Genomic DNA, 16,727 nt, shown 5'->3' on the forward strand with positions numbered 1-16,727 from the left:
CCACGCCTTTCCCCCCAACCCCACAGAACACCGAACTCACTATGGAAAGACGGGGCATGGCTACTCGTAGAGGATTTCTGGGTACCGTTTCGGCAGCAGGGGCAGCCACCTTCCTCACCCAGACGCAGGCGGCCACCACCGCGTCGGCCGCACCGGCGGCGACCGACGAGAAGGCGGCGCGGGACGCGATACGCAACGTCAACGCCGGGATGCGCGCCAACTACGCGTCCCTGAAGGCCGAGCTGGTCAAGCACCTCAGCCCGGTCGTCGTCGTCCAGAACAACGCCGTCGGCGGACGCTTCACTCTCATCAACAACGGGGTCCAGGTCGAGACGGTCGACCCGGTCCCGGAGTACTTCGAACTGGCCAAGTCCATCGCCCACGTTCCGCTGGGCATCTACTCGGTGATCGCCGCCTACCTCAGCGACCAGGTGCCGAACATCCCCAACGCGGACCGCATCGACCCGCACGACCTGGACATGGTCGCGTTCAAGACCCCGGGCGACAAGGGCTGGATCACTCCGCTCAACAGCTTCCGCACCACGCTGAACTCGGCCTACACGAAGCTGCCCACCGCCAACCTCCCGCTGGATCTGGAGAACTCCTGCACCAAGATCCTGTCGGAGGCCATGAAGTTCATCGACACCATCGTCAAGGCGCAGTCGTTCGACATGGTGGCGTACAACCGGTTCGCCGCGACCGTCTACCCGTCGATCCGCGTCAACATGACCTTCGCCGCCACCGCGCAGATCACCGGCATCGAGACGCTGATGAAGCGGTGGCGCACGCTGCTCGGTGAGGCCGCGTGGAGCGACCTGTACGTCACGGTGCTGTCGATCTGGACGACGTCCGATCTCAACCAGGCGTCCATCATCATCCGCCGCACCATGAACCAGGCGAAGGTGGACACCCACCTGATCGACCTGCCCACCGTGGAGACCCCCTCGGACCCGATCGCCGTGGCCCTGGACAACCTGGCGCGCATCGTCCAGGACAACGTCGCGGCCGAGATGGTGTTCAACACCGACCTCAAGGTCGCCGACGCCCTCAAGGGCAAGGAGGACCTGCTGTCGGACGAGATCCTGCAGCAGGTGGGCGGCACGGCTCCGGCCGCGAAGACCGCCGCCTTCGGTGCGGCGGCAGCCGCCGCGACCTGCCCCATCACCGGGCAGACCGCGTCGGTCTGACACCCGGGCGTCCCGCCGGCCCTGACCGACAAGGCCCCGGGGCAAGCTGAACCGTGACCCGTCCGTGCCGCCTCCCGCTCAAGCGCCAGGGCTCCAGCCCCCGGGAGGCGGCACGGCTCGTCGGTTCCGCTCCGGGCGCACACGTGCTGTGATGGGAACCCACCGCTGTCCGACGGGGTTTCCGACGGCGGGCGGCCGCGCAGCGCGGGGTGCCGGAGACGAGAGGACGATCGCCGATGTCTTCCCTTCATGTGACGGTGTGGGACGCGACCGGCGGCGAGGGCGTTCCCGCGGTCTTCGTGCACTCCATCTTCACCTGGGGCGATGACGAGGCGTACGGGTTCGCCGCGCAGGCCCCGCTGGCCGACCGCTACCGCCTGCTGCTCGTGGACCGGCGCGGCTACGGCGGGAGCCCGGACACCGACCGCAGCGACTTCGACACCGACGCCGACGACCTGGTGGAACTGCTGGCACGCCAGGAGGGGGGCGCCCACCTGGTCGGCCACGGCAACGGCGGACTGGCCGCCATGCTCGCCGCCGGCCGCCGCCCCGACCTCGTGCGCTCCCTCGCGCTGATCCAGCCGTCCGCGTTCTCGGCCGCCGCCGGCCATCCGGTGGTCGAGGCCATGCTGCGCAGGGTGCGCGACACCGAGGCCCTCCCGGACTCGGTCACGCCGGAGCAGTATCTGCGCGCTTCCACGGAGGGCCTGGGCATGCCCCTGCCCGACCCCACTCCGCGACGGCTGCGCGCCGTGGCCACGTCGATGCGCGAGCGCCCGGTGTGGGAGGCGGAGGTGCCGCTGGAGCCGTTGCGGAGCGCCCCCTGGCCGACGCTGGTGATCCGCGGCACCTGGGACGACGCGCCGGAGCCGTACCGCACCTACGCCGGCGAACCGCTGATCGCCTGCGCCGACGCGGTGGCCGACGCCCTCGGCGCCCGCCTGCTCCGGGTGCCCGGCTACTACCCGCACACCCGGCAACCCGCCGCCGTCAACACCGCCCTGCGGGAACTGTGGGGATGACCGCACCCGCTCCCCCTCCCCCCGACGCGGCCCTCGGCCACGGATGACCACCCCCCTCGGCGCCCACCCCGGCCGCGTAGGGGCCGGTGAACTCGCCCAGCCGGCCGTCCCGACCGCTTCCGCCCCCGCTCCCCGACACGGTGCCCGGTCGGCGTGTGCCGGTGTGACGGCCGGTGTCGTGTACGGTTCGGGGCGGCTGCCCTGCGGTGATCGGCGGATGACCACGGGTTTCGGCGGTGGTGCGGATGTCCCGGTGCGAAGGAGGTGTACGGCGGTGGGTGAGGTGAAGCGGCGCGAAGACGACCCCGCCGGGGCTCCTCCGGAGCGGGCGGCGCGGGTACGCAACCCCCGCGGACAGGGCGAACGGCTGCGTGAGGAGATCCTGCGCGCCGCCGGGGGGCTGCTGGAGCAGGTGGGCAGCGAGGACGCCCTCTCGCTGCGGGCGGTGGCCCGGGAGGTCGGCATCGCCACCCCGAGCATCTACCGGCACTTCGCCGACAAGACCGAACTGGTGTGGGCGGTGCTGGCGGAGCACTACGAGCGGCTGGCCGCGCTGATGGCCGAGGCCGACGCCTCCGCGCCCGCGGGCGACCCGCTGGAGCGGCTGCGGCACCAGTTGCGCGCGTACTGCGGTTTCGCGGTGGCCAATCCGGCCAAGTACCGCCTGATGTGCGAGACCTGGCAGTCCCCGGTGGACGAGGAGCGGCTGCACGGCCACCCGGCCGGGCTGCTCCTGCGCGGGCTGCACGAGGCGCTCACCCACTGCGAGGAGGCCGGCTGGCGGGTGCGCGGCACCCGCGCCGAAGCGCCGTACCTGCTGTGGTGCGCGCTGCACGGCCGGGTCACGCTGTGGCAGGTCATGCCGCGCCGCAAGGACACCGCCCGGCTGGACCGGTTCGTGGACGAACTGCTCGGTCTGCTGCTGGAACGCTGACGCGCCCTCGGCGCGCCGCCCCCGCCTTCCCGTCCCCCCTCCCGCGGCCCCATCCCCCGTGGCCGCGCGCCGACTTGAGTCGTGCGCCCCTCCACCACATCACCCGATTTCCTTCACCTCTCCTGCGGCCCAGGCCGCACTCCGCCCTAAGGAAACAGCCGTAAGCTAACAAGTGTTAGTCGAAGGTCTTCCCCCACGAGGAGTGGCATGACCACCACCGCACCGCTTCCGCCGCTGCCCACCCGGCCGCCGTCCGGTTGCCCCTTCGATCCGCCCGAGGGTCTCGCGCGACTGCGCCTGGAAGAGCCCCTGTCCAAGGTCGCCCTGGAGGACGGCGGCTGGGCATGGCTCGCCACCCGGTACGCGGACGTCCGGGCGATCCTCGGCGACGCGCGCTTCAGCTCCGACACCTCCGCCCCCGGCTATCCGGTCAGCGGCATGACCGGTGGCAGCCCGCGTCCCGGCGCCACCCGGGGCTTCATCCGCATGGACCCGCCGGAGCACACCCGGCTGCGCCGCATGGTCACCCGGGACTTCATGGTCAAGCGGGTGGAGGCGCTGCGCCCCACCCTGCAGCGGCTCACCGACGAACTGTGCGACGCGATGGAGCGCGTCGACCGCTCCGAACACCCCGTCGACCTGGTCCAGGCCCTGGCGCTGCCGCTGCCCTCGCTCGCCATCAGCCTGCTGCTGGGCGTGCCCTACGAGGACCACGACACCTTCCAGCGGCTGACCGGCACCCTGCTCTCCCGCGACCTCACCGAGGAGCAGCGCGAGCCCGCTCGCACCGAACTCCTCGCCTACATCAACGAGTTGGTGAACGCCAAGAAGGCCGAGCCGGGCGACGACATCATCAGCCGGCTCGTCACCGAACAGTACGCGCGGGGCGAACTGACCCACGAGGACCTCGTGGCGTTCGCCGTCCTGCTGCTGGTCGCCGGGCACGAGACGACGGCCAACATGATCGGCCTGAGCGCGCTGTCGCTGATGCTCGACCAGGAGACCGCCGGCCGGCTGCGCGAGGACCCCTCCCTGGTCCGCGGCGCCGTGGAGGAGCTGCTGCGTTTCCACAGCATCATCCGCAACGGCCCCCGGCGCGCGGCTCTGGAGGACGTCGAGGTCGGCGGACAGCTCATCCGCCGGGGGGAGGGCGTCATCGTCGCCGTACCCTCCGCCAACCGGGACGAGGACACCTTCCCCGACGCCGACCGGCTCGACATCTCTCGCCCCAACGCCCAGCACCATGTGGCCTTCGGCTACGGCATCCACCAGTGCCTCGGCCAGGCGCTGGCCCGCGCCGAGCTGCAGGTGGTGATCACCACGCTGCTGCGCCGCTTCCCCGGCATGCGTCCCGCCGTACCGGTCGAGGAGATCCCCTTCCGCACGGACATGGTCATCTACGGCTGCCACGCCCTCCCGGTCACCTGGTGACCCGCGGACCCCTGGCCACCCCCACCCAATCCCTGGAGGAATCCTGATGCAGATCACCATCGACGAGGCGAAGTGCTGCGGCGCCGGCCAGTGCGTGCTGGTCGCCCCCGAGGTCTTCGACCAGCGTGACGAGGACGGCATCGTCGTCCTGCTGGACGCCGCTCCGGACGCCGGACAGCACGCCGCCGTGCGCGAGGCCGCCACCATCTGTCCCGCCGCGGCCATCCAGGTGCGCGAATGAGCGCCGCCCCCACCCCCCGCCCCCGTATCGCCGTCGTCGGCGCGGCGGCGGCCGGGCTGGCCGCCGCCGAAGGGCTGCGCCGCCTGGGCTGGGACGGGGAGATATCCCTCATCGGCGACGAACCCCATCCGCCCTACGACCGGCCGCCGCTGTCCAAGCACGTCCTGTCCGGCGCCTGGGAGCCGGAGCGCACCGCGCTGCGGGACACCGACCAGCTGACGGCGCTCGGCCTGGATCTGCGGCTGGGCACCCGTGCCGTCGCCTACGACCCCGCACGGCGCGCGCTCACCCTGGGCGACGCCGGGCGGACCGTGCTGACCTGCGCCGGTGTCATCGCCGCCACCGGTGTGGTGCCCCGCACCCTGCCCGGCGGGGACGCGGCCGAGGGGGTGCACGTGCTGCGCACCCTGGACGACGCGCTCGCCCTGCGCCGGCGCCTCGCCGCGCCCGGGCGGCGGCTGGTTGTGGTCGGCGGCGGCGTGCTCGGCGCCGAGGCCGCCGCCGTGGCGCGTGCGCTCGGCCACGAGGTCACGCTCGTCGGCACCGAGGACACGGTGATGGGGCGGGTGCTGGGCCCGGAGGTCGGCCGACTGCTCGCCGGCGTCCACCGCGCCCACGGCGTCACCCTGCGCTCGGGACAGCCGGTCACCGGCATCCGCGCCGAGGCCGGCCGGGCGACCGGTGTCCAGCTCGCCGACGGCACCGTGGTGGAGGCCGACGACGTGCTGCTGGCCGTCGGCTCCGTCCCGGCCGTCGACTGGCTGCGCGGCCCCGGCGCCGAGGCGGCGGGCCTGGACCTGTCGGACGGTCTGCGCTGCGACGAGTTCTGCGCCGCCGCCCCCGGGCTCTACGGTGCCGGTGACGTCGCCCGCTGGTACCACCCCGGCCTGGGCCGGGAAGTGCGGATCGAGCACCGGATGAACGCCAGCGAGCAGGGCCTCGCCGCCGCCCGCAACCTCCTGGCCGAACTGGACCCGGAACGCTTCGGCGAGCGGCGCCCGTTCACCCCGGTGCCGTACTTCTGGTCCGACCAGTACGACCTGAAGCTCCAGGCCCACGGGGTACTGGCCGGCGCCGACCGGATCGAGGTGCGCACCCTGGGCAGGGACCCGCTGCGCCTGGCCGCGCTGTACGGCACCGCCGACCGGGCCGCCGGGATCCTGACGGTCGGTCTGCCACCGCGCACGACCCGGTCCCTGCGTGCCCTGATCGCCACGCCCACGCCCTGGCCGGAGGCCCTCACCCGGCTGACGGAGACGGTGGAGGCCTGACCGGACCGCCCGGGGCAGGGTGGGGCCACCCCCTGCCCCGGGCGGTCCGGACCTCAACCGCCCGAGCAGACCGTGCCGTTGAGGCGGAAGACCGTCGGGTCCGGGTTGGGGCCGTCGTTGGCGCCGACGAATCCGAAGGAGGCCGTCGACGCGCCGTCCGGGGCCAGCGGCCCGGCGCCCTCGGGGGCGGTCACCCGTACGTGGGAGCCGGTCTGGTGGAAGGTGGCGTTCCAGCCGGAGGACACCGACTGGCCGCCGGTCGGCCAGTCCCAGTCCATGGTCCAGCCGGTGATCGGCGTGTCCGAGAGGTTGCGTACGGTGACCGTGGCCACGAAGCCGTTGCCCCAGCCGGTGTCACGGTGATAGGTCACGGCGCAGGTGGCGTCCGGCGGGGTGCCGGTGGTGAAGGTCAGCGGAACGGACGGGGCGGAGAGCCGTCCCGAGGCGTCGGAGGCGAGCACGTTGACCGTGTGGGTGCTGCCCGGGGGCAGGTTGCGCAGGGTCATGGAGGTGCCGGTGGTCTCGCCGACCAGGCGGGTGTGCGCGCCGTCGCGCTCCTGGACCACGTAGCGGGCGGCGCCCGTCGCACCCGCCCAGGACAGGCGTGCGGTGGTGTCGGTCACCGCCTCCAGCCTCGGGGTGCCCGGGGTCCCGGCCGCCGAGGCGCCGGGCCCGGTGCCGGCCCGGGGTGCGAGGGTGACCGTGAGCAGCGCGTACGGCGGCACGGTGACCTGGGAGGCGGCCGCCGCCTCGCCGGTGACCTCGGTGATGTCGCTGTCGCCGCGCGCGTAGCGACGGACCTCGGGCGCGCCGGCGGCCGGGGTGAAGCCCGCGTAGTCCAGGTTCACGGTGTGGGCGGCGTCCGGGTCCTTGTTGACGAGCAGGACGCTCAGGCGGCCGTCCCGGCGGAGCACGGCGTGCGCCGAGACGTCCTGCGTGGAGGACTCGGCGGCCACCATGGTGTCGCCCGCCGTGCCCAGTTCGCCGGTCATCTTCATGCCGTAGTACGGGTGGAACGGCGTGTTCGGCGCCGGCTCGCAGACGTCGCCGGTGCAGCCGCCGCTGGAGAGCATCCCCATGTCGCCGTAGTCGGTCTCGCCGTCGACGGTGGTGATCTGGCCGGCGCCGTTGTGGGTGTCCCACCAGTCGACGTTGAACACGCCGTTCTCCAGAGCCGTCATGAAGGCGTCGGCGGCGAACAGGCCGTTGGGGCGGGCGGTGAGGCGGGCACCGCCGGTGTTGGTGTTGATCTCGGTGAGGGCGATGCCGATGCGCGGTGAGTCCGCGCCCGCGTACCGGTCGAGCTGGGCGCGCACCTCCCGCAGTTCACCGGGCAGCCGGGCCAGCCGGGCCATGGCGTCCTGGGCGGTGGTGTCGGACCCGCCCGCGTACCAGTGGACGCTCACGAAGTCGATCACGTCGGTGACTTCGGCGAGCACGGTGTTGTTCCAGTCGCCGGAATCTCCCTCGCCGACCACGCCGTCCGGCCACTCGCCCGGCGCGGTGAGGACCGCGCCGATCCTGACCGTCGGGTCGACGGCCTTCATGGCCTCGGCGTACGCGCGGACCTGGCGGGCATACTCCCGGGGGCTCTTGTCGGCGTGGTCGTCGTGCTCCCAGCCGCTGCCGTAGTGGCCGTTGCCGTAGATCTCGTTGCCGATCTCCCAGTACTTCGCGCCGTAGTCCTTGGTGATGTTGGCGTACCTGACCCAGCCGGCCGCCTCCTCGGGCGTTCCCGAGCCGTAGTTGGCGATCAGGATCGGCTGTGCGCCGGTGGCGCGGACGGTGCCCATGAAGGCGTCGAAGCCGGTTCCGGGGGCGACGTATCCTCCGGGCGCCGTGTGCGTCTCCCAGTGGTAGATGTCCGCGTACGAGCCGCCGGGGTAGCGCATCATCCCGACATCGGCCGCCTTCATCAGGCGGGCGACCTCGGGATCGTTCATGTGGGAGTCCCAGATGGCGGTGTTGACGCCCCGGGCGGTGTCGGACAGCCGGCCCAGTGCCGCCTGGGCGTTGACCCGGACGTTAGCGTCCGCGACGGCCGCCGCCCGCGGGGCGGCGGGTGCGACGCCGGCGAGCGGGGTCAGCAGGGCGAGCGCGGCGGCCAGCACGAAGGCGCCGCGCGCGAGGGCGCCGGGGCCCCCGGAGCCGGCCGGTCGGCCGGGTCTGTGCAGTGGTGGCATGGGGTCCTCCCTCATGGGTCCGGCGGCACGGCAGAGGCCGGCCGGGACCGCCGGACAGGCGAAGTGCCGGCGCGGCAGCAGGACGTTCCGCGCCGGGCACATGGAAGCGGAGCGGGGGTGCGGGTGCGAGCGTGCGCGTGCGGGGCGGTACGGGCGGCCGGGACACCTCTATGGGAGCGCTCCCATGATGAGAGGGGTGTGACGCCGTGTCAACGCCTGTACAGGAGGGAGGATCGAGGCGGCCCCCGGGCCCGCACACCGGCCTGCCCCGCCCCGGCCCGGGCGGCACCGGGCGAGGCGGGGCGGGGCCAGGGCGGATGACCGGATCCTTCCGGTCACCGGGGACCGGTCCGGCTCAGTTCGAGTGCGGCCGGCCGTCCCGGACCCAGGTCGTCAGCACGAGAGCAGCCGTGATGTACATCAGGACGCTGAAGGTGGTGACGGATTCGACGTACTGCTCGTAGCCCTGCGCGCGCAGGTGAAGCGCGAGGGAGCCGAGCGCGGTGCCAAGCCCCGCGGTAGCGACGGACATGGCGACGAACGGGCCCTTCGTCATGGGTACTTCCTCCAAGTCACGAGACTATCGACCAAGATCGAGACTACCCGCATCACCGGTCCGCCACCGCGACACGGAGGGCCGGCCGACGCCGGACGCACGGGTTTCCGCCGCCGTAGCACCAAAAGGCCTCCAGCGAAGAGAATTTGGCGCGCTTCACCCGTACGAGTTGCGACCCGACGCACGATAAACCGGAGCCTCATGTGTTCTTCGTCACATATCGACAGCGGACTGTCAGTTTCATGTCACGAGAGGTGACCTGAAGTGCCTGATCAGAAGGCACCGCACGGATCCACGCCCGTCACCATGGGCAGCCGGTTGCTCTCGGACCGTAGAAATCGCGCGTCGGCGTATGCGTGTTCGGGGCTCTCGACCGGTTGAGTAGTTCACGCCCGGCGCACTCCGCACCGGGCCCATTGAACCCTCAACGAAGAGGACCGATGACCGAAGAAGTCGGCGAGGACGACGGCCGGAGGCCCGTGGCCGAAGCCCCTCTCCCGCTGCCCATGGAGTTCGAGGCGCTCTACGTCCTGAACCAGGAGGCGTTCCACGACCTGGCCCTGGCCGTCCTGGGCACGAACGACGCCGCCGAACAGGCCGTCCACCGGGCCTTCCTGGAGATCCTGCGCCACTGGGACCGGCTCCGCGAGGAGAGCGAGGACCTGCAGCAGGAGATATGGGCGATCGTACGGCGTACCGTCATATCCGAAGGGCTGCTGTCCCTTCGTGAGCGGATGGCGGCCCTGGACAGCGGCACCGGTCTGTACGCGGCGCTCGGTTCCCTTCCCCCGCGCCAGTTCGACGTCATGGTCCTGCGGTACATCGGCGGCCACGACACCGAACACATCAGCTGGTACCTGGGCGTCACCCAGAGCACCGTCGACTACCACTGCCGCAAGGCCCGCGAGCGGCTCTCCCCGATCCACCGCAGGATCCTGAAGTCCCAACGGGAGGAGAACGCGTGACCACTTGGGAAGACCGCCTGGCCGGCGCCTCCACGTGCGAGCCGCGCCGCCCCTTCGACGTAGCCTCCGGCCTGCGCCGTCTGGCCCAGGACGCCGGATATCTGCCGCCACCCCCCGCGGAACGGCCGGAGAGCACGGCGGCCCGGCGCCGGCTGGAGGCCGTCACCGTCTGGGGTGTCACCCAGGTCGGCGCGGCGGCGCACATGAAGGGTCTCACCGACATCATCGACACTCCCGGCACCACCTTCGAAGGGTGGACCGATGATCTCGACATCGTCGGGATCCACGTCTTCGCCTGCTCCCTCCATCTCGCCAACCATCCCGAAAGCGCCCGGTTCTGGTGGCAGTTCGCCGCGGGCGCGGGCCACGGCGCGGCGGCGTACTGTCTGTATCTCCACCATCTCATCAGCGGGGAGCTGAGGGAGGCGAAGCACTGGTGGGAGCAGGTCGGCGACATCCTGACCGACTCCGGCGGCGCCGATCTCGACGCCGGTGAACCGGCGAAGCTGATCGAGATACTGGAGCAGTTCGCCGGCTACAGCGCCCGTACCGGTGCTCATCGGGCCGTCCCCATCGGCGGTCTGAAGGCGGAGGTGGACCGCTTGGCCGACCTGCACGACGACGGCGGCCTGCTGTGCCGTCCCGACCGCCGCCTGGCGGACCGCCTGCGGGAACTCACCAGCCACTGACCGCCCCGCCATCGACAGGGAGTCCGGGCCCAAAGGCACCACCGCGCCACCGCCTCGTCCTTCCGCCGGTGGGCCCGCCCACGCCGTCACGCGTCGGCGGGCCCAACCGGTCGTCATCGAGTGGCGCGACGCCCTGTCACTCCACGCGCGTCCAGGTCTGCCACCGGCCCACCGACGAGCCCCGGCCTGCCCTGTGACGCCTCGTCCCGCCCCCGCCCGCAGGAGGGGGTACGGCCGTGGACCGCTGCGGGGCCGGGTGGTGGCTCAGCGGAGCAGCAGGTCGCGGATCGCCCCCGCTATCTCGTCGGGCGCCTCCTCGGCCATGAAGTGCCCCGCCCCGGTCAGCCGGTGGTCCAGGTCCGGCGCCCACGCGTGCCAGACCGCGGCGGCGTCGTAGCCCAGTCGCGCGCCCCAGTCCTGCTGGACGACCGTCACGGGCATGGCCAGCTGGGAACCGGCGTCCCGGTCCGCCTGGTCGTGTGTGACGTCGATGCCCGCCGAGGCCCGGTAGTCCGCGACGATCGACGGCACGGCCGCGGCGCTCGCCCGCAGGTACTCGGCCCGCACCGGTTCCGGCAGGGCGGCCGGGTCCCCGGCCCAGGCGTCGAGGAAGGAGCCGAAGTAGGCGTCCGCGCTGTTGGCGATCATCGTCTCCGGCAGTCCCGGCGGCTGCGCCATGAGGAACAGGTGGTAGCCGACCGCCGCCGGCACACCGTGCAGCACGTTCCACATGTCCAGCGTCGGCACGACGTCGAGGATGCCCAGGTGGGTGAGGGTCTCGGGATGGTCCAGCCCCGCCCGGAAGGCGACCAGGGCACCCCGGTCGTGGCCGGCCAGCGCGAAGCGTTCGTGGCCGAGCGCCGCCGCCAGGGCGACGACATCGGCGGCCATGGCGCGCTTGGAGTACACCTCGGGGCCGGTGGCCGCCGGCTTGTCGCTGGCGCCGTAGCCGCGCAGGTCGGGGCAGATCACCGTGTGCTCGCCGGCGAGCCGCTCGGCGACGTGCCGCCACATCAGGTGGGTCTGGGGAAAGCCGTGCAGCAGCACGACCGGGCTGCCGCCGCCGACGGCGGCGGCCAGTTCCACTCCGTCCGCGCCGGGCAGGCGGACGTGGTCGAAACCGGGGATGGTGAGCGTCATGAAAGGCCCTTTCCTGGGGTCGGGGGACCGGCGAAAGCCCTGGTCCGGGGAGTGACGGGAGCAGCGTGGACGACGGCGATCAGCAGCCGATCAGTACGCTTCGTCGCCGTGGACCCGTCACCGGGAAGATGGAGGGCATGCGAATCGACGTGCTCGGTGCCGTGCGGGCCCTCCGCGACGACGGCACCCCGGTTGAGCTGGGCGGACCGCGCCATCGCGAGGTACTCGCCCGGCTCGTGGCCGCCGGGGGGCGGATGGTCGCCACCGACACCCTCGTGGACGACCTGTGGACCGAGCCGCCGGTGCGCGCCGTGGGTGCGTTGCGTACGTTCGTCGCCGCGCTGCGCCGCGCCCTCGAACCCGGCCGGCCGCCCCGCACTCCGCCGCGCGTCCTCGTCACGGAAGGCCCCGGCTACGCGCTGCGTCTGCCGCGCGCCGACGTGGACGTCCACCGGTTCGAGGACGCCCTGGCGCGCGCCCGGCGCACACCCGAGGCGCTGGCCGACCTGGACGCGGCCCTCGCGGCCTGGCGCGGCCCCGCCTACGCCGATGTGACCGGTTCCGCGTGGGCCCGGCGCGAGCGGGCCCGGCTGGAGGAGCTGAGGCTGGAGGGGACGGAGCTGCGCGCCCGTCTCCTCCTCGACTCCGGTTCAGGGGCCGAGCTGGTCGCCGAGCTGGGCGCCCATGTCGCCGAACACCCCTGGCGCGAGCCGGCCTGGGGGCTGCTGGCCCGCGCCCTGCACCGGGCGGGCCGCCAGGCGGACGCGCTGGCCGCTCTCCGGCGCGCCCGGGAGATGCTCGTGGACCGGCTCGGACTCGATCCGGGTGCCGACCTCCAGCGTCTGGAGACGGACATTCTGCGAGGGGCCACGGCGCTTGGGCCCGCGCGTACCGTGTGGCCCGCCGGCGTACGGCTGGGCCCGCGCACCACCGTGGAACTGGCGCGGACCCTGGCCCTCGCGGGTGGCGACGCCCTCGTCCACGCGCGGCGCGACCGCCTCGCCGCGGTGCGGGCGGCGGAGCGCACCGGAGACATCGCCCTGACCGCCCGCGTCATCGGCGCCTACGACGTGCCAGCCCTCTGGAGCCGGGCCGACGATCCCGGGCAGTCCCGGGCCGTCGTCACGGCGGCCGAGCGTACGCTCGCCGCCCTCGGCACCGACGGCCCCGCCGGACTGCGCGCCCGCCTGCTGGCCGCCATCGCGGTCGAGAGCCGCAGCGCCGATCTGTCCGGCACCGGGCTGAGGCGCGCCGGGCAGGCGGCGCGCGAGGCCGAGGCGCTGGCCCGGGAGCTGGGCGATCCCGCCCTGCTGGTGTTCGCCCTCAACGGCGTGTTCCTGCAGTCCTTCACCCGCCCCGGGCTCGCGGCGGCACGGGAGGTGACCGGCGCCGAGATCCTGGACCTGGCCACCCGGCACGCGTTGCCGAACTTCGCCGTGCTCGGCCGGCTCATCCGCCTCCAGTCCGCCTCCGCGCTCGGCGACCTGGACGCCGCGACCGCACACGCCCGGGCCGCCGAGCAGCTGGCCGTGAGCACCGAAGCCTCACTCGTCCCCGTCCTGACCGGCTGGTTCCAGGCCCGGGCCACGGCCGCCCGCAGCGCGGAACCCGGCGGACCGACCGCCGCCACGGCCGCGGCGCACTACCGCGCCGCCGAGAACGCCCTCGCCGGGACGGCGGGGATGCCGGGGCTGCACCGGGGCCTGTTCGCCCTCGCCCTTCTGGGCCTGCGTCTCCTCCACGACCGGCCCGCGCCCACCGATCCCGCCCTCGACTGGGGCCCGTACCTCCCCTGGACCCGTCCTTTGGTGCTGCTCGCCCGCAACCGTGTCGAGGAGGCCCGTACCGCGCTGGCCGCGGCGCCCGAACCGCCCTTCGACCACATGCAGGAGGCACTCTGGTGCCTGACCGCCCACGCCGCCGCCCGCCTCGGCGAGCAGCCGATCGCCGCCCGCGCCGCGACGGCCCTGCGTGCCGCCCGCACCGAACACGCGGGCGGAGCGAGCGGAATGCTGACGCTGGGGCCGGTGTCGCGGTACCTGGCGGAGGCGGAGGCATGCGCCGGCAGGGGCTGACCATGGCCGGCGGGCCCTGCCGGCGCATGCCCGACGGTCATGACCGGGGGTTCGTCTCGCCCTCCGTGAGCCTCCGGCACACCTCGGCGGTGAGTCTGTCGGCCTCGTCGAGTGCGGCGGTGAGCGTTTCCGCAGTCGTGCCGAGGGCGGCGAACAGCGCGTGGGCCCGCCGGGCGAAGTCCACGGGGGCGATGGCGAGTTCTCCGGCGGCGCGCACCGCGCCCTTCTCGTTGAGGACCCAGCACCGGGCGTGGGCGTGGAGGGCGTGGACGAGAAGTCCGACCGCGCGGAAGAGACAGCCGGCGACGAAGAAGACGTCTTGGCGGGCCGCCCCCTTGCGGGCGCCGGCCAGGATGAACGGCGCCTCCCAGCGCGCGTTGTCGATGAGCGCCTCGCGCAGTGGCTCGGGGTAGCGGCGCGTCTGCTCCCGCAGGCTGCGAAGCTCGCCGTCCGGGTCGGCGAGGATGCGGCCGAGGGCCAGCTCGCCGGCGTAGGAGTGGGAGTACACGCCCAGGGGGTGGCCGGGCTGGGCGCCGATCTCGAACCGCCCGGCGCGGCACTGCCGCCAGACGTGGTGCACCCGGTCCAGGTTCCGGTAGATCCAGTCGACGCGGTGGCCGTCGATGGTCAGCCAGGCACCGCCGTCCACCCAGGGTCCCCAGCCGCCCGGCTCGGTGACCTCCACCGGCCCGCCGGTGAGCTCGGCCGCGAGCAGGCGCAGGGCGGCGGTGTCGAGCGGCGGCCGGTAGTACAGGCCCAGGTCGAAGTCGGAGTCGGGGCCGTGGGTTCCTCTGGCCCGGCTACCGCCCAGGCACACTCCGACGACGCCGCCGACATCGGCCAGCCGGTTCGCGATCTCCGTCAGGCGCTCCACCGTGCCCAGTCTGCTGGGGCACAGCGCCCTCCGCGACCGAATTACCCGGCCGCGGGCGTGAGGGGTTCCCCCTCTTCGGTGCCGGACCAGTGCGATGCGGTGCAGTCGGCCTCATGTCGGACTCCGGCCCTCGAGTCGGTCTCCGGCCCTCATGTCGGACTCCGGCCCTCAAGAACGGGTCCGGCCGGCGGTGATGCCCGTGAGGATGAGGTCGATGCCGGCGAGGAACTCCGCCCGGTCGTCGTGTTCGCGCAGTTGCCCGGCGACGTCGCGGGTGAACGGGTACTCGTCGGGGTCCAGTTCCCCCCACGCGGACGCCACGGCGTCGAGGAACTCGGTCCGGTCCGTGTCCGGCCGGGCCGCCCGGGTGTTGGCGGCGTTCTGGCCCGCCACTCCGAGGATGTAGCTCAACAGCGCGGACGCGGCGGTGAACTGGGCGGCCTCGGGCACGTGGAGCGCCCGCACCTGGCGTCCGACGCGTTCGAAGACCCGCAGCATCGGCGACTGCCCCGTGCGGGGGAGTTGGGCGAGCGTGGTGCCGACCCAGGGGTGGGCGTCGATCGCGTCGAACACCCCGAGCGCCAGCGCGCGGATCGCTTCCCGCGGCGTGGTGCCGGTGTCGTCGCCGGCGAGGGCGGGGGCGATGACGGCGTCTATGGCGGCGACGAGGAGCTCGGTCTTGCCCGTGACGTGCCAGTAGATCGCTCCCGGGCCGGTCGCGAGGCGCTCGGCCAGTGCGCGGAACGTCAGACCGCTCTCGCCCACGGTGTCGAGGAGTCCGACGGCGGCGGCGACGATGCGCTCCCGGGAGAGGGGTTCCTGCCGTCGCTCCGGACGACGCTTGCTGCTTGCCATGGCCCCCAGTCTAGGCGCGGTGGAACGCCATTCCAGCTTGACAAGGCATGGAACGCCGTTCCAGGCTGGCATCGCTGGAACGGCGTTCCAGTCGTGCTTGGCCGAGCCGCCGGGTGTCCGCCCGACGGTCCGCGATCCGAAGGGAAGCACCCATGACCACTCCTGTCACGATCATCGGAGCGGGGCTCGGAGGCCTCACGCTCGCCCGCGTTCTCCACGTGCGCGGCATCCCGGCGACGGTCTACGAAGCGGAGTCCTCGCCGACGGCCCGTACCCAGGGCGGCCTGCTGGACATCCACGAGCACAACGGGCAGCTCGCGCTCAGGTCCGCCGGCCTGTACGAGGAGTTCCTCGGCATCATCCACAAGGGCGCCGAAGCCTCCCGGGTCCTCGACAAGGACGGAAAGGTCCTGCTGGACGAGCCGGACGACGGTACCGGCGGGCGTCCGGAGGTGCCCCGCGGCGAACTGCGGCGGATCCTCCTCGACTCGCTGCCCGCCGGCACGGTCCGATGGGGGCGCAAGGTCACCGCGGTCCGGTCCCTCGGCGGCGGCCGGCACGAGGTGACGTTCACGGACGGGGCCACCGTGACGGCCGGCCTGCTCGTCGGCGCGGACGGAGCCTGGTCACGGGTCCGTCCGCTGCTGTCCGAGGCCAGGCCCGAGTACGTCGGGACATGCCTGGTCGAGACCTACCTGTACGACTGCGACACCCGTCATCCGGCCAGTGCCCGGGCCGTGGGCGACGGCTCGCTCTTCGCGCTCGCCCCCGGCAGGGGCATCTCCGCCCATCGCGAGCCGGACGGCGTCCTGCACACCTACGTGACGCTCCGCAAGCCCAAGGAGTGGATGGACTCCATCGACTTCGGCGACGCCGCCGGCGTCACCGCCCGTGTCGCCGCCGAGTTCCGCGACTGGGCCCCGGAACTCACCGCCCTGATCACGGACGGAGAGACCGCGCCGGTCCCGCGTGCCGTCCACGCCCTGCCGATCGGCCACCGCTGGGACCGCGTGCCCGGCGTCACGCTGCTCGGCGACGCCGCCCACCTGATGTGCCCGTCCGGCGAGGGGGCCAACCTCGCCATGTACGACGGCGCCGAACTCGGCAACGCCCTCGCCGCACACCCGTACGACACCGAGGCCGCGCTCGCCTCGTACGAGGAGGCCCTCTTCCCCCGCGGTGCCGCCGCTGCCGCCGAGGCCTCCCGCATACACACCCTGTGCCTGGACGACAACGCCCCGCACAGCCTTGTCGACTTCTTCACCGGCCACGGCCGGGCCGAGTGAACCGCCCCGCCGTTCGAC

General features: G+C 73.2%; 15 protein-coding genes. 10 read left to right on the plus strand and 5 right to left on the minus strand.

Annotated elements, in window-relative coordinates; all coding sequences use genetic code 11:
* Positions 1-56: 56 nt before the first annotated feature.
* The 6 genes from ABD350_RS31300 (at position 57) to ABD350_RS31325 (ending at position 6,086) form a co-directional block, all read left to right on the plus strand.
* Positions 57-1,187, plus strand: a complete 1,131-nt coding sequence (locus ABD350_RS31300; protein WP_344352305.1) for a hypothetical protein — start codon at positions 57-59, stop codon at positions 1,185-1,187.
* Between the two features lie 236 nt (positions 1,188-1,423).
* Complete coding sequence (locus ABD350_RS31305) at positions 1,424-2,209, plus strand: alpha/beta fold hydrolase (protein WP_344352306.1); 786 nt, start codon at positions 1,424-1,426, stop codon at positions 2,207-2,209.
* A 274-nt stretch (positions 2,210-2,483) separates the two neighbouring features.
* Positions 2,484-3,143, plus strand: coding sequence for a TetR/AcrR family transcriptional regulator (locus tag ABD350_RS31310; RefSeq protein ID WP_344352307.1), 660 nt, complete (start codon positions 2,484-2,486; stop codon positions 3,141-3,143).
* 207 nt (positions 3,144-3,350) lie between these two features.
* Positions 3,351-4,574 carry a cytochrome P450 gene (locus tag ABD350_RS31315; RefSeq protein WP_344352308.1) on the plus strand — a complete coding sequence of 408 codons (1,224 nt, stop codon included), beginning with the start codon at positions 3,351-3,353 and terminating at the stop codon, positions 4,572-4,574.
* 46 nt (positions 4,575-4,620) lie between these two features.
* Positions 4,621-4,815 (plus strand): ferredoxin, encoded by a 195-nt coding sequence (locus ABD350_RS31320; protein ID WP_189991444.1) that lies wholly within the window; start codon positions 4,621-4,623, stop codon positions 4,813-4,815.
* Positions 4,812-6,086, plus strand: a complete 1,275-nt coding sequence (locus tag ABD350_RS31325) for an NAD(P)/FAD-dependent oxidoreductase (RefSeq protein WP_344352309.1) — start codon at positions 4,812-4,814, stop codon at positions 6,084-6,086. The genes ABD350_RS31320 and ABD350_RS31325 overlap by 4 nt, the downstream gene beginning before the upstream one ends.
* A gap of 53 nt (positions 6,087-6,139) precedes the next feature.
* On the opposite strand, the gene ABD350_RS31330 is transcribed toward ABD350_RS31325, so the two are convergent.
* On the minus strand, positions 6,140-8,269 hold the full coding sequence (locus ABD350_RS31330) for a cellulose binding domain-containing protein (RefSeq protein WP_344352310.1): 2,130 nt from the start codon (positions 8,267-8,269) through the stop codon (positions 6,140-6,142).
* A gap of 355 nt (positions 8,270-8,624) precedes the next feature.
* Complete coding sequence (locus ABD350_RS31335) at positions 8,625-8,825, minus strand: SCO3870 family protein (RefSeq protein WP_344352311.1); 201 nt, start codon at positions 8,823-8,825, stop codon at positions 8,625-8,627.
* 440 nt (positions 8,826-9,265) lie between these two features.
* On the opposite strand from ABD350_RS31335, the gene ABD350_RS31340 reads away from it, so the two are divergent.
* Positions 9,266-9,790: an RNA polymerase sigma factor gene (locus ABD350_RS31340; protein ID WP_344352312.1), complete on the plus strand. Its 525-nt coding sequence runs from the start codon at positions 9,266-9,268 to the stop codon at positions 9,788-9,790.
* Positions 9,787-10,479 (plus strand): hypothetical protein, encoded by a 693-nt coding sequence (locus ABD350_RS31345; RefSeq protein WP_344352313.1) that lies wholly within the window; start codon positions 9,787-9,789, stop codon positions 10,477-10,479. The genes ABD350_RS31340 and ABD350_RS31345 overlap by 4 nt, the downstream gene beginning before the upstream one ends.
* A 264-nt stretch (positions 10,480-10,743) precedes the next feature.
* On the opposite strand, the gene ABD350_RS31350 is transcribed toward ABD350_RS31345, so the two are convergent.
* Positions 10,744-11,619, minus strand: a complete 876-nt coding sequence (locus ABD350_RS31350) for an alpha/beta fold hydrolase (RefSeq protein ID WP_344352314.1) — start codon at positions 11,617-11,619, stop codon at positions 10,744-10,746.
* Between the two features lie 137 nt (positions 11,620-11,756).
* On the opposite strand from ABD350_RS31350, the gene ABD350_RS31355 reads away from it, so the two are divergent.
* Entirely contained in the window at positions 11,757-13,694 is a 1,938-nt protein-coding gene (locus ABD350_RS31355; RefSeq protein ID WP_344352315.1) for an AfsR/SARP family transcriptional regulator, read from the plus strand.
* A 37-nt stretch (positions 13,695-13,731) separates the two neighbouring features.
* Here the strand turns inward: ABD350_RS31355 and ABD350_RS31360 are convergent, their stop codons facing one another.
* Positions 13,732-14,568 carry a nucleotidyltransferase domain-containing protein gene (locus tag ABD350_RS31360; protein WP_344352316.1) on the minus strand — a complete coding sequence of 279 codons (837 nt, stop codon included), beginning with the start codon at positions 14,566-14,568 and terminating at the stop codon, positions 13,732-13,734.
* A gap of 168 nt (positions 14,569-14,736) precedes the next feature.
* Positions 14,737-15,423 (minus strand): TetR/AcrR family transcriptional regulator, encoded by a 687-nt coding sequence (locus ABD350_RS31365; RefSeq protein ID WP_344352317.1) that lies wholly within the window; start codon positions 15,421-15,423, stop codon positions 14,737-14,739.
* 152 nt (positions 15,424-15,575) lie between these two features.
* Between ABD350_RS31365 and ABD350_RS31370 the strand changes: the two genes are divergently transcribed.
* A complete protein-coding gene (locus ABD350_RS31370) occupies positions 15,576-16,709 on the plus strand; it encodes an FAD-dependent oxidoreductase (protein WP_344352318.1) in 1,134 nt (377 codons plus the stop codon).
* The last annotated feature ends 18 nt before the right edge of the window (positions 16,710-16,727 follow it).

It is taken from the genome of Streptomyces nogalater (assembly GCF_039532885.1).
Lineage (GTDB): Bacteria > Actinomycetota > Actinomycetes > Streptomycetales > Streptomycetaceae > Streptomyces > Streptomyces nogalater.